The following is a 13,859-nucleotide window of genomic DNA, read 5'->3' as shown; positions in this document are numbered from 1 at the left end:
TAAATATTTGTTTACCTATTAGTCTTAACTTAGTTAATCAATACATATTCATTTCGCTCTCTAATGGATAAGAAAAAATTTACTTCTATCTCTCTCCAAGAAGAAATGCAACGTTCTTACCTGGAATATGCGATGAGTGTGATAGTTGGGCGAGCTCTGCCCGATGCAAGAGATGGACTTAAGCCTGTACAGAGAAGAATACTATTTGCGATGTACGAATTAGGTTTAACGCCAGATAGACCATTTAGAAAGTGTGCAAGAGTTGTTGGAGATGTACTTGGAAAGTACCATCCTCATGGAGATCAAGCAGTATACGATGCGCTAGTAAGGCTAATACAAAATTTTTCAACAAATTATCCCACATTAGATGGACATGGAAATTTTGGATCCGTAGATAATGATCCACCAGCAGCAATGAGATATACAGAAACCAGATTAGCGCCTATAGCCCATAAAGGATTTCTTGAGGAAATTAGATCAGAAACGGTAAGTTTTTCAAATAATTTTGACGGTTCTCAAAAAGAACCGGATTTTCTTCCTGCCCAACTTCCCTTTCTATTGTTGAACGGATCATCAGGTATTGCTGTTGGAATGGCAACAAACATTCCTCCTCACAACCTAGGGGAAACGGTAGATGCTTTGATAGCTTTAATAAAGGATAAGGATTTAAGTGATAAAAAACTTTCTAACATAATTAAAGGGCCTGATTTTCCTACAGGAGGGGAATTAATTTACAGTGAAGAAATAGAAAAGCTTTATAAAACGGGTAAAGGATCAATATTAATAAGAGGGGTTATAAATACAGAAGAATTAAATTTAGGTAAAGGTAAGCACAAAAGAAATGCATTAATAATTACAGAACTTCCATATCAAATCAGTAAAGCAGGTTGGATTGAAAAACTAGCTGAACTTGTTAATTCCGGTAAAATTAATGGAATCTCTGATATTAGAGATGAAAGCGACAGAGATGGAATGAGAATAGTAGTAGAATTGAAAAAAGACTCTAATGCTGAATTTATAATTTCTAGTTTATATAAAAGAACAACTCTCCAAACAAACTTTGGCGCAATATTTTTAGCTTTAATTAAAGGAAAACCTGTTCAACTAAACCTAAAGCAATATTTAAACTATTTTCTTAAATTTAGAGAAGAAACAATTAGAAAAAGAACAAATTATTTTCTTAAAAATACTCTTGAAAAACTAGAAATATCAGAAGGTTTATCCAAAGCAACAAAAAACATAAAACAAATTATTGAGATTATTGAAGAATCAAAGAATTCTGCAGAAGCTAAATCAAAATTAGTTAATAAGTTTTTTCTAAGTGAAAAACAAGCAAATTCGGTATTAGATATGCCACTAAAAAAATTAACAAATCTAGAAAAAAATCAAATTGAAAATGATATAAGATTTTTACAAGATAAAAAGAACTATTATCAAAAGTTATTGAATGAAAGAAACTTATTACTAGAATTACTAATAGAAGAATTATTAATATTAAAGAAAAAATATAATGTAAAAAGAAAAACGAAAATACTTAAAAATATTGATCAGAATGAGGAATTAGAAACACTAAATAATCAAATATTAGAAATTTTTATAAATAAAAAAACTAAATTATGCATCGACAATAGACTTTATTTAAGGAAGATGATTTTAAATAATTATAAGAAATCATTTGATGAAACGAATAAAGCGATAGATAATAAAAATATTCAAAAATTTATATGTAATATTGAAAAGGATATCAAAATTATTGGAATCACTTGTACTGGAAAAGTTTTTAACATTGATTGGGAGTCTAATATTAATAATGACTTTAAAATAGATAAAAAAATATTAGGAAATATTGATCCAAATGAAATAATAAATTTCCATTCAATCAAAAAAGGAATTAACAATTATTTATGTGTCTTAAATTCGGATGGAAGATTCAAAAAAGTTTTATTTGATAAGGATATGATTAAAAGTAATAGATCGTTCACAATTACAAAATTAAAAAAAGATGTAAAGACTATTGATTCATTTATTTTTAATGAAGAAAAAAATTTAATAATATTAACTTCAATAGGAAGAATTTTTAAATTTAATTTAACAAATAAATTCTTAACCCCAACTACAAAACAATCTCAAGGATTAACGCTTGCAAAACTTTTACCTTCTGAAAAGATTGTTTCTTGTTGTCCATTACAAGACGGAGACAATATTTATTTGGTTACTAAGCTTGGCACAATTTTTTGCTTAAGTAGTAATGAAATTTATAACGCTAATGAATCGCGTTTGGGATATTTAAATGAAAAAACGCAACTAAAAAACGATTTCTTTTTAAAAATATTGCCTAGCAAACATTACCTTGATATTGAAACTAATAAAAATAAATCTGCAAGATTAAATCTTGATAAATTGAATTTTAAATATAATAAAACAAATTTTTTAATTGATTTTTTAGAATTAAATAAAGACGAATTTCTTGAAAATTGTTTTCGACTTGAAAATATTCTCAACTAAGATTTATATTCATTTTCAACCCAATTTAAGTATTCCTGATTTACTGTACCTGTTACATAAGATCCAGTAAAACAACTCATCTCCAAATCTTGAATAATAGATTCACTTATTATAGATTTGCGCAAATTTTCAACACTTTGATAAACAAGATCATCAATTGCAAGTTGGTTAGCAATTTCACTGATTGTTCTATCATGAGCAATTAATTCATCTCTATTAGGCATATTAATTCCGTAAACATGAGGAAAACGAACTGGTGGAGCTGCTGAAGTAAAAAAAACTTTATTTGCTCCTGCATCTTTAGCCATCTGAACAATCTCTTTTGAAGTAGTACCTCTAACAATAGAATCGTCAACAATTAATACATTTTTATTTTTAAACTCTGCACTCATAGCATTTAATTTTTGTCTTACGGATTTCTTACGTTTCTGCTGGCCAGGCATAATAAATGTTCTCCCAACATATCTATTTTTAAAAAAACCTTCTCTATATTCAATACCCAACTGCCTTGCAACTTGCATAGCTGCAGGTCGCGATGAATCAGGAATTGGCATTACAACATCAATATCTCCAGAATTTATTGTTTCTTTTATTGTTTCCGCAAGATAGTCTCCCATTTTTAAACGAGCTTTATACACAGAAATCCCATTCATAATTGAATCTGGCCTTGCTAAATAAACATATTCAAAAGCACAAGGAACTAAGATTGGATTTTCACTACATTGTTTAGAAAAAAACTCGCCATTAAGATTTATAAAAATTGCTTCTCCTGGATCAACATCTCTTACCACTTGATAATCGTTGTTCTCAAGCACTAAAGATTCGCTAGCAACCATCCATTCTTCTTTTTTAGTGGTTGATGAAACTCTTTTTCCTATCACTAAGGGTCTTATCCCAAAAGGATCTCTGAATGCTAATAAACCATGTCCAGAAAGTAATGCTATCGAAGCATATGAACCCTGAATTCTTTGGTGTAAAGATTTAACAGCATCAAAAATTATATCAGGTTCTAGTTCTTGATTATGAATTTGTTCTTGTAATTCTGTCGCAAATACATTTAGTAGCATCTCAGTATCACTTGAAGAATTAGTATGCCGCTTATCAATACTAAATAATTGTTTTTCTAAATCTCTTGTATTTGTCAAATTGCCATTATGTATCAAAACAATTCCATAAGGAGCATTAACATAAAAAGGTTGTGCTTCCTCTACACTTTCTGCTGATCCCTTTGTTGCATATCTAACGTGGCCCAAGCCAATTTTCCCTATTAAATTTCTCATATCTCTCGTTCTATATGCAGTATTAACCTGACCTTTAGCCTTGTGTATATGAAAAATAGTATTTTCCATTGTTGCTATGCCTGTTGAGTCTTGACCTCTATGCTGGAGAAGCAAAAGACTATCATAAATTTGTTGATTTACGTCATCTGAAGAAACGATTCCAACTATTCCGCACATAACTTAATTACTCAAAAGTTTTAATAGTTGAAAAAATTTCTTCATATTTAAAAGTTATCTGAAATACTATTATTAAATTTTTCGGTTAATTCCTCAACCCTAATATTGCATATATTTTTATCTTGAACTTTTATTTCTAGACTTTCGTTAATAACATTACCTATTTTTTCTACATAAACACTTGATTTGAAATTATTTTGATTTTTTTTAAGATAATTTAGCCATTCTTTTTCTTTCGTTTTATCTATTGAAAAAATTATCCTTGAACCACCTTCTGCAAATAATAAATTATCATTTCTATTAATATCTTTTTGTAAAACTATCATTGCACCTTTTGAAGATAAAATACAACACTCTGATAAAGCTATAGCTAAACCGCCATCGCTAATATCATGAGATGAAACTACAAAACCTTCTAAAATTGCATTTCTTAAAAAACTCTGGCAAAACTTTTCATCTAACAAATCTAATTTTGGAGGACGACCTGTAATTTCTCCATGAATATATTCCAAATAAGAACTTGCTGCTATTGTTGTTTCTGATTCATGTGAACCAATTAACCAAATTTGATCATCAATATTTTTCCATCCACTACTTACGGCATTTAGAACATTATCTATCTTCCCAACCATTCCAATTACAGGAGTAGGATTTATAGGAGTAATGTCATTCTCTTTATTTTTTGATTCGTTATATAAAGAAACATTGCCCCCTGTAACAGGAGTTTCTAAAACTTTACAGGCTTCAGTAATTGCATCACATGAAGATGAAAGTTGCCAATATCCTATTTCAGTTTCAGGAGAGGGAAAATTCAAGTTATTTGTAATTGCAACTGGTTCAGCACCTACACAACTAACGTTTCTCGAAGACTCGGCAACAGCAGCAATGGTACCCCTATAAGGATCAAGAGAAACCCATCTACTATTACAATCTACTGAAGCAGCAACTCCAGAAAATACTTTATTTTTATTTTTTTCATTTTGTTCTCTTAGTCTTATAACAGCTGCATCTGATTCTCCAGGTTTAAAAACTGTATTTGATTGAACTTGAGAGTCATATTGTTTATAAATCCATCTTTTAGAGGCTATCGAAGGATTTGAAAGAAGCTTAAATATAATTTGTGCAAAAGACAAATTCTTATTTTCCTTCATTGAAAATATTTTTTGCTGCTTAATTTCTGGTAAATTATTTTCTTTCCATTCCCATTTCTTCAACAAGTAATCAGGTGGTTTATTAATTACATTATGGACATTTACAGGAGTATCATCTGATAAAGCAGAAGTAGGTATCTGAGCAACAATTTTACTTTTATGAGAAATAACGACCTCATTATTCTCTATTACTTCACCAATGACATTGGCATATAATCCCCATTTATTAAATTTTTCAATAAGATCATTAATTTTTTCTTTCTTAACAACAAACAACATCCTTTCTTGAGATTCAGATAATAAATATTGATAGGAAGACATATTATCTTCTCTGGAGGGAACCAAATCTAAATCTATAAATATACCTAAATTTCCATTTGCAGCCATTTCTGCGCTGCTGCAAGTTAGACCTGCTGCTCCCATATCTTGAGCTGCAATTACATCTCCAGTCTTAAAAGCGTCTAAACAAGCTTCTATAAGACTTTTCTCAATAAAAGGATCACCAACTTGAACAGCAGGTCTATCATCTAATGAACTACTAGTTAATTCTGAGCTTGCGAAACTAGCTCCACCGACACCATCTTTTCCTGTAGTATTGCCGACATAAAGTACTGGCGATCCTACATTCTTAGCTCCAGAGCAAACAATTTCATTGGTTTCTAATAATCCTAAAGCCATAACATTAACTAACGGATTTCCAGAATAACTATCATCAAAGTCAATTTCCCCTCCAACAGTAGGCACACCCACACAATTGCCATAATGTGCAATACCAGATACAACTCCTCTTAGTAGATCGATATTTGATGATTTATCAAGATTGCCAAATCTCAATGAATTCAATACTGCAATTGGCCTTGCTCCCATTGTAAAAATATCTCTTAATATTCCTCCGACACCTGTCGCCGCTCCTTGAAAAGGTTCAATTGCTGAAGGATGGTTGTGGCTCTCAATTTTAAAAACAAGTTTTTGATTATTTCCAACATCAATAACGCCAGCATTTTCTCCAGGACCAACCAAAACATTTTTTCCTGTTGTTGGAAACTTAGATAATAAAGGTTTTGAATTTCTATAACAACAATGCTCGGACCACATAACACCAAACATTCCTAATTCTGTCCTGTTTGGTTTTCTCTTTAATCTATTACAAATTTCTTCGTAATCATTAATTGTTAAATTTTCAAATTTAAGAACTTCATTGAGATCGTATAGATCATTTTTTTCTGAATTTATCATTATTTAGATCCAAGGGTCATCTTCGCTATTATCTCTGAAAGATCTTGATGATATCTCTTCATTATAAAAAGTCTTTTGATTAAAATCCAAGTTTTGGTTTATATCTTCATCTTCTTCAAGCCAATCTTCTAATCTACTTGAGGCTATATTTTTCATATCATCGAATTTATCAATAATTTTTTTTCCTTTTTGGAAAAATTCATTTTTTAAACTAGATTTCATTAAAGATAAATCATCTAAAGAATCGCAATTACAAAATACTAAACCAGGTTGTTGATCAGTAATATTTTCAATATTTAATTTCCATCTACTAGAGCCTGGAATCTTAGGATTCGATCGAGAGGCTAAATAATATTTAATTTTCCCCGTTTTTATTTCAAATAAAAAATCTGCTATTAAACCTATTTTCGATCCATCTTTATTTATCAAATTAGCTTCAATTAAAGTTGGAAACCTATTTAAAGTTGCTAAATCAGAAATAGCTGGATCACCTTTGACATAAATTTCATTATCTATTATTTGACTAATTTGATTTAATCTCCAAACATTTCTTTTTAAATTAAAATTTGAAGGTCTAGAAAACCATCCTAGAATTCGATGAACAGGAGGATGCATCCAAACATTTTCACCATTTCCATAATTAAGGGCCATATTGCCTTTAACATTATAATTTAATAATTCACTTAATAAAATTTCTTTAGGTAATTTCAACTTAAGAACGAACCTGAACAGGCATAACTAAATAAGTAAAAGAATTTAGATTATCTTCTGGTACGAAAACAGCGGGTGTAGTTGCAAGATTACACTTCAAAATTACATTTTCAGAAGTGATTACTTTCAAACCTTCTAATAGATATCTAACATTAAAGGCAATTTCAAAATCATCTCCAGAATAAGAAACTGGTATTGATTCATTGGCATTTCCAATATCTTGTGCATCAGCACTTATTGAAGCTAAATCTGTATTATCCAATTTAAATTTAACAACACTACTCTGTTGATCTGCTAAAACAGCTATTCTTTCTAGGGCTTCAATTAATCGTTTGGTATTAAAATTTAAAATCTTGGAAAAAGTATCAGGTATTAATTGTGAATAATTAGGGTAATTACCTTCAAGAGTTCTTGTTGTAATTAATTGATTAGTAGAAATAAATACTACTTGTCCCTTATCATAAAAAAACTTAAGTAAATTTTCTGAGTTTCTTAAGGTTACTAGTTTTTCTATTTCTCTTAAAGATCTAGTAGGAATAGTAACTGATAAATCATTTTCATCTGAGGTTAAGTTATCTTTATTTTGTATGTTTTTTAAATATTCTTCATTACCTATCAAAGCAACCGCTAGTCTATGACCATCTGTAGAGGCAGACTCTAAATAATTTTGTTTAAAAGTAAAATTAACTCCTGTAAGCAATTGCTTTGAATCATCATTGCTACTAGCAAAAATTGTTGATTTTAAAGCTTTTAAAAAAGAAATTGGGTCAATATTTAAAGAAGTACCACTTTCGACAAATGGCAAATTAGGGTAATCATCAGACGGTATACCTTTGAGGTTAAAAGATCCTCTATCACTTTTTATTAGAATATTTTCTGAATTCTGATCTACTTCAAGATTAACTGGAGTTTCATTAGGTAATTTGTTTACTATTTCAGATAAAAGTTTTGAAGGTATCGTAATAGCTCCACTATTTTTGACAGTTCCGTCGAAAGAAGTTTGAATTCCCAAATTAAGATCAAATCCTGTCAAGCTAATTTTATTTGTTCCTTGATCAGCTGTTAAAAGTATATTTGCAAGAATGGGATGAGTTGGCCGGGAAGCCACTGCTTTACTCACTAATTGAATGGCATTATTTAACTCATTTTGATTACAAATAATCTCCATCGGAATTTTTTACTTTTTACAAACACAATATACTTTTTTCGTAAATTAAATTCAATGAACTTCTTTTCTTTTTTTCTAATATAAATTAACTATTTAATAAAAAATAATTTAATAGTAGTAGTTACTGTGGAAATTGTGGAATTTTTGAATTAAAACAGTTGTTTTGCTTCTTTATAAATATTTGAACAAGTGGAAAAATATTATAATTTGTTTATTAAATGTAAATTTTCTAAATAAAAAAATAATTATTCAACAATTTGAATAAATTTTTATATTTTATTCCACAAAAAAATACCGTTTTTAATTGATTTCCACAGACAGTTATCTTTTTGGATTTTAATATCCTAAGATTTTTGTTATGTTTTTTAACGATGGTTCAATGTTTTTTCTGAAAATAGCGTCATTGTTTTTAATAGCGCAATCAGGATCTTTTAAACCGTTTCCAGTAAGAACACAAACTACGGTTGATTCTTTTTGGATTCTATTTTTATTTTTTATTAGTCCAGCAAGTGATGCCGCGCTAGCGGGCTCACAAAATACTCCTTCTTTAGCAAGAATTTTATAAGCATTGATGATTTCTTCATCTGTGACAGACTGAAAGTCACCTTTACTTTCTTTTTTTACGATTTTTGCTTTTTCTCTATTAACTGGATTACCAATTCTTATAGCAGTTGCAATTGTTTCAGGATCTTTAACTATTATATTCTTTACTAATGGAGCAGATCCTTCCGATTGAAAACCCATCATAATTGGCAATTTTAAATTTCTTGTTATTCTCGAATATTCTTTAAACCCTAACCAATAAGCAGTTATATTTCCTGCGTTTCCCATTGGAATACAAAGCCAATCAGGTGCAATACCTAAATCATCAACAATTTCAAACGCTGCTGTCTTCTGTCCTTGTATCCGATATGGATTTACAGAGTTTACTAGTTCTATTGGATGTTCAGAAGATAAATCTCTTACAATTTCAAGGGCTTTATCGAAGTTTCCATTAATTGAGATTATTTCAGCTCCGTACATTAAAGCTTGTGCAAGTTTTCCTTGTGCAACAAATCCTTCTGGGATTAAAACATAAGGTTTTAATCCTCCTCTGGATGCATAAGCAGCAGCTGCAGCAGAAGTGTTTCCTGTACTTGCACAAATAACAGCTTGACGACCCTCTTCTTTTGCTTTACTTATGGCCATAGTCATTCCACGGTCTTTAAAAGATCCTGTGGGATTGAGACCATCATATTTTAAAAAAACTTTTATTCCATTTCCAATTAATTTACTAATTGATTCACTAAAAATAAGGGGTGTATTTCCTTCATTTAGAGAAATAATAGGAGTCTTTTTCGTCACTGGGAGATATTGTTTGTATGCCTCTATAAGACCTGGCCACTTTTTTTTTCTGTAATTAATACGAAGTTTATTTTTGATTTTATTTATTAACACCATAATTGTTTAATTTGTTTTAATTTTATCAAGAGGAGAATTTGTGAAAAAATCTAATAATTCTGAAATAGATTCTACTTTATTCATAACTTTGCTTAAAGCATTTACATCTAAAATAACAGTTTTAGTTGGATAACCTTCAAAAAATCTGATCAGATTTATTTTGCCATTTCCCAAGTCAATACCTTTTATAACGCTTGATCTGAGAGCTAATACACCCGTTTTCTCGTCATCTGCTCTGGGTGGATGGATAATTGATGAAAGCCTTGATAAAACAATATTACCTATTTCTGAATAAACTAATTTGCTTGCAATTGTAATTGGAATCTCAAAATCTTTATTTAATACTGATCTAATTTCTTTGTCAGAAGAACCAGTTGCTTTCAAAATTCTTTTTAATTTTCTTGTAGCTTTACCTTCTTTAGCAAAAGTTTTTAAAGAATTCACTTTAATAGTTCTAGAAAATATGCTGTATGTAATTTTAATTTCTTCAGCAGTATTAGCTTTTGGAACATTTAAAAATAATGGAGAAATTACTAAAATTAAAAATATTTTAAATATTAAAATTTTACTAAGCTTCATTTAGATATTTGCACCAGCAGCAATCTTAACAAGTCTAACTACTCCTTTTTCAGTTACTTTTTTTGCAATTTTTATACCCATTTCTTTTGTATATGGTTCATTTATAAGTCTTGGAACCCTTTTTAGAAAAATGTCAATTGAATATCCGGGTACTTTTTGTAAAATTTCTAAAAAGTTTCTTAATGGCTCTACATACATTACAAGGTCATTCAAGTTGTTATTTTCGTTAATAGTATTTAATTTAATTGATTGCGGAAGATAGTTATTCAAACTTTTCAATATTTTTAGACTAAGTAAATCTATTTGATTTGTTAAACCTTCAACTATCTCATTTCTAAGAAATCCTCCATTTGGAGAAAAGAGAAGATTTATAACTTCGTCTAATAGTTTTTCTAAATCGAGATTTGTTTGCTTTGCAGCGTTAGAAAGTAGATCTTCTAAACGGTCCCATTTAAATTTTTTGTTATCAAAAAGCATTTCTTTAAGGCTTTCCCTTAATTGTGGATCAGGATCTTCCATCAATCTTCTTGCAAAATATGGATAAGCCGCGCCTAATATCTTAAAGCTTGGATCAACGCTTAAAGCTATTCCTTCTAAAGTAAGTAATGATCTAATTATAAGCGCATAATATGGGGGTAGCCTGAAAGGGAATTTATACATAACACCAGACATATCGTCTGTAACGCTTTTAAAATCCATTTTCGAAACTCCTTGTTCGACTGCGTTAATGAAAACATCTTGAAATGCTGGAACAATGGGTTCTAAATTAACTTCTTCTGATAAAAATCCCAATTTTACGAAATCTTGAGATAATTTATCGAAGTTTTTATTAACTAAATGAACTACTGCTTGAATTAATCCTGATCTAGATTCTCTGGAAACCTCGCTCATCATTCCAAAATCTAGATAACATAATCTTCCATCTTCTAAGGCTAATAAATTACCTGGATGTGGGTCTGCATGAAAAAATCCATGTTCTAAAAGCTGTTCTAAACTGCATTGCACTCCTATATCAATCATTTCATCTGGATTAATTCCTATTTTTTTTACGTCTTCTAAATTTGTTAATTTTGTACCGTCTATCCATTCCATTGCTAATACTCGTCTTGAAGTTATTTCTTTATAAATTTTTGGCACGGCAATCATTTTGTTATGTTTATGCATATCTCTAAATTTTTCTGCATTTGCAGCTTCGTTTAGATAATCCATCTCTTCAAAAACTCTCTTGCCTAATTCATCAATCAAAGCAACTAGATCACTTCTTATTAATCCGATATTGTTTTTTAGCCAAAGAGCAATATTTCTAACTATGTAGAGATCTAGGGTTATTTGTTCTCTCAATCCTGGCCTTTGAACTTTTATTGCAACGATCTCTTCGTTTTTCAATTTAGCTTTATGTACTTGACCTAAAGAAGCAGCGGAAATTGGCTCTTTATCAATTTCTAAAAAAATCTCATTTATTTTGTATCCCAAATCTTCTTCTATTAATTCCATAGCTTTATTACCATCAAACCCAGGGAGTTGATCTTGCAATTCAGATAATTCTTCTAGAAGAATACCTGGAATTATATCTGGCCTTGTTGATAAAGCTTGGCCTGCCTTAACAAATGCAGGCCCAAGTTCTACTAATAAATTTGTTAATTCTCGTGCTCTAAATCTTGCTTGCTGTTCATTTTTCAATCTTCCAGTTAATTTATCCCATCCCACGGAGAATATGTAAGCAAAAATAGGTATGAGTGTTTGCCAAAGTCTTTTTAAAAGTCTTTTAGGATTTTTTTTGTAAATTTTGGAAATTGTATCTGGATCGTAATTTAAGAGTCCAGATACCTCAATAAAATCAGTAAAATCTTCTTTCATAACTTTATATATTTAAAACCTTTATTTTTTTAAAAAAGAAGTTAATTTTTTTATATGGAAGATTTATCATGTTAGTACAACTAAAAATAGAAAATATTGCATTAATAGAAATTATAGAAATTAATTTCGAAAAAGGTTTGAATATCATAACTGGTGATTCAGGTTCAGGAAAATCATTAATTTTGGATTCCCTAAATGCTTTATTTGGTGGAACTAATATACCTCTAAAACATTTATTACGTCCAGGAAAAGATTTTTGCGTTATTGAGGCGATATTTTCTTCTTCTTTTCAAATTAATAGTTGGTTAATTAGTAATGGTTTTGAAATATCTTCTTCAGAACTACAAATTAAAAGAAAATCTTACAAAAAAAATAAAAAAATTATATCCAAATATAGCCTTAATGATCTACCAATTAATAGACAATTATTAGAAAAACTTGGACGATTTCTAATAGATTTCGCAGGTCAATCTGACACTTTTATCTTTGATTCTTTAGATAAGAGAAGACTAATTATTGATGACTTATGTTCTCAAGAATCAAGAGATACTAGCGAAAGGATTAAAAGTATATGGGGCGAAACTAAAGTTTTAAAAAGCTTAATGGATGAAAAAATAGAATTTTCTAAGAAGCTAGATGAAAAAAATTTGGCAATTAAACATATGTTGGAGAGTTTAGAAGAAGCTGATTTAAATTCAAGTGAAGAAATTTTAGAATTAGAGTTATTAGAAAATAAACTTGTAAATAATCTTGAAATTAATAATTCAATTCAATCATCATTAGAAAAGTTAAATAATTTCAGTCACGATGAACCTTCAGTAACTTCTTTTATAAATCAATCACTAAAGATTTTAAATAAAACAGCAGATTTTGATTTAGAGATTCAAAAATTTAGAGAGAAGTTATTAAATATTCATGCTGATATTGAAGATTTAATTTTTGAACTAAAATCATATTTGCAAGAAATAGAAAATTATGAATCTAATCTTCCAGAAATACAAAAAAGATTATTCTTTTTAAAAAACTTAGAGAGAACTTTTTCATTGGATTTAACTCAATTAATTGAAAAGCGCGATCAATTAAAAACGTATTTTCAACAAAATGATCAAGATAATGAGATTTCCAGGATAAAAGCTCAAATTGAGAATTTACAAAGTAATCTAAATTCTTTATTTGTTATTCAATCTACTGAAAGAAAAAAAATTGCTAAACAGTTACAAAATTCAGTAATTTCAATTTTAAGAAATTTAGGCTTAGAAAATGCAAATTTTTCAATTCAATTTTCTGAATGTAAGCCTTCTGGTGATGGAATTGATGATATAAATTTTTTGTTCTCGGCTAATCCTGATCAGAAGCTTGCTCCATTATCAAATGTTATTTCTGGCGGAGAAATGTCAAGATTTTTGTTAGCTATTAAATCTAGTATTTCTAAAAAACCCAATACTTTCTTTTTAGATGAAATTGATAGTGGTTTGAGTGGTAAATCTCTATTTTCTTTGGTGGAGCTTATAAAAGAAATTTCAAAAAATCAACAAGTTTTATGTATTACACATCAGCCATTCCTCGCTGCTAGGGGATCAGCTCATTTCAAAGTTAATAAAAACGTAATTAATGGGATAACTTATACTTCAATCGCAAAACTAACTACAAAAAATCAAAGAAAAAATGAATTAATAGAACTCATAGGTGGAGGTTCATGCGAAGTAAACGAATATGCTTCTAAACTTCTTGATTGCTCCGCTGCGTAAAATAAAA

9 protein-coding genes are annotated in these 13,859 nt (G+C 29.4%); 2 read left to right on the top strand and 7 right to left on the bottom strand.

Annotation, left to right across the window (positions count from 1 at the left end; all coding sequences use genetic code 11):
* The first annotated feature begins 63 nt into the window (after positions 1–63).
* A complete protein-coding gene (locus EV01_RS00725) occupies positions 64–2,505 on the top strand; it encodes a DNA gyrase/topoisomerase IV subunit A (RefSeq protein ID WP_032518045.1) in 2,442 nt (813 codons plus the stop codon).
* Here EV01_RS00725 and purF read toward each other — a convergent pair.
* The 7 genes from purF to EV01_RS00760 all read right to left on the bottom strand — a co-directional run bounded on the left by purF (position 2,502) and on the right by EV01_RS00760 (position 12,104).
* Positions 2,502–3,962, bottom strand: coding sequence for an amidophosphoribosyltransferase (gene purF / locus EV01_RS00730; RefSeq protein WP_032523311.1), 1,461 nt, complete (start codon positions 3,960–3,962; stop codon positions 2,502–2,504). The two genes, EV01_RS00725 and purF, sit on opposite strands and share 4 nt — an antisense overlap.
* 47 nt (positions 3,963–4,009) lie before the next feature.
* Positions 4,010–6,349, bottom strand: coding sequence for a phosphoribosylformylglycinamidine synthase subunit PurL (gene purL / locus EV01_RS00735; RefSeq protein WP_032518044.1), 2,340 nt, complete (start codon positions 6,347–6,349; stop codon positions 4,010–4,012).
* 3 nt (positions 6,350–6,352) lie between these two features.
* Positions 6,353–7,060, bottom strand: coding sequence for a PRC-barrel domain-containing protein (locus tag EV01_RS00740; RefSeq protein ID WP_032518043.1), 708 nt, complete (start codon positions 7,058–7,060; stop codon positions 6,353–6,355).
* 1 nt (position 7,061) lies between these two features.
* Positions 7,062–8,228: a DNA polymerase III subunit beta gene (gene dnaN / locus EV01_RS00745; protein WP_032518042.1), complete on the bottom strand. Its 1,167-nt coding sequence runs from the start codon at positions 8,226–8,228 to the stop codon at positions 7,062–7,064.
* A 336-nt stretch (positions 8,229–8,564) separates the two neighbouring features.
* Positions 8,565–9,668 carry a threonine synthase gene (thrC, locus tag EV01_RS00750; protein WP_032518041.1) on the bottom strand — a complete coding sequence of 368 codons (1,104 nt, stop codon included), beginning with the start codon at positions 9,666–9,668 and terminating at the stop codon, positions 8,565–8,567.
* Between the two features lie 6 nt (positions 9,669–9,674).
* Positions 9,675–10,247, bottom strand: coding sequence for an alpha/beta hydrolase (locus EV01_RS00755; protein WP_032518040.1), 573 nt, complete (start codon positions 10,245–10,247; stop codon positions 9,675–9,677).
* The gene (locus tag EV01_RS00760) at positions 10,248–12,104 is read right to left on the bottom strand and encodes an ABC1 kinase family protein (RefSeq protein ID WP_032518039.1); all 1,857 of its coding nucleotides are present in this window, start codon (positions 12,102–12,104) and stop codon (positions 10,248–10,250) included.
* A 68-nt stretch (positions 12,105–12,172) separates the two neighbouring features.
* Between EV01_RS00760 and EV01_RS00765 the strand changes: the two genes are divergently transcribed.
* A complete protein-coding gene (locus tag EV01_RS00765) occupies positions 12,173–13,852 on the top strand; it encodes an AAA family ATPase (RefSeq protein WP_032518038.1) in 1,680 nt (559 codons plus the stop codon).
* Positions 13,853–13,859: the final 7 nt, after the last annotated feature.

The organism is Prochlorococcus marinus str. MIT 9401, from assembly GCF_000760095.1.
Classification (GTDB): Bacteria; Cyanobacteriota; Cyanobacteriia; order PCC-6307; family Cyanobiaceae; genus Prochlorococcus_A; species Prochlorococcus_A marinus_I.
This window is presented reverse-complemented; position numbering and strand designations above follow the sequence as displayed.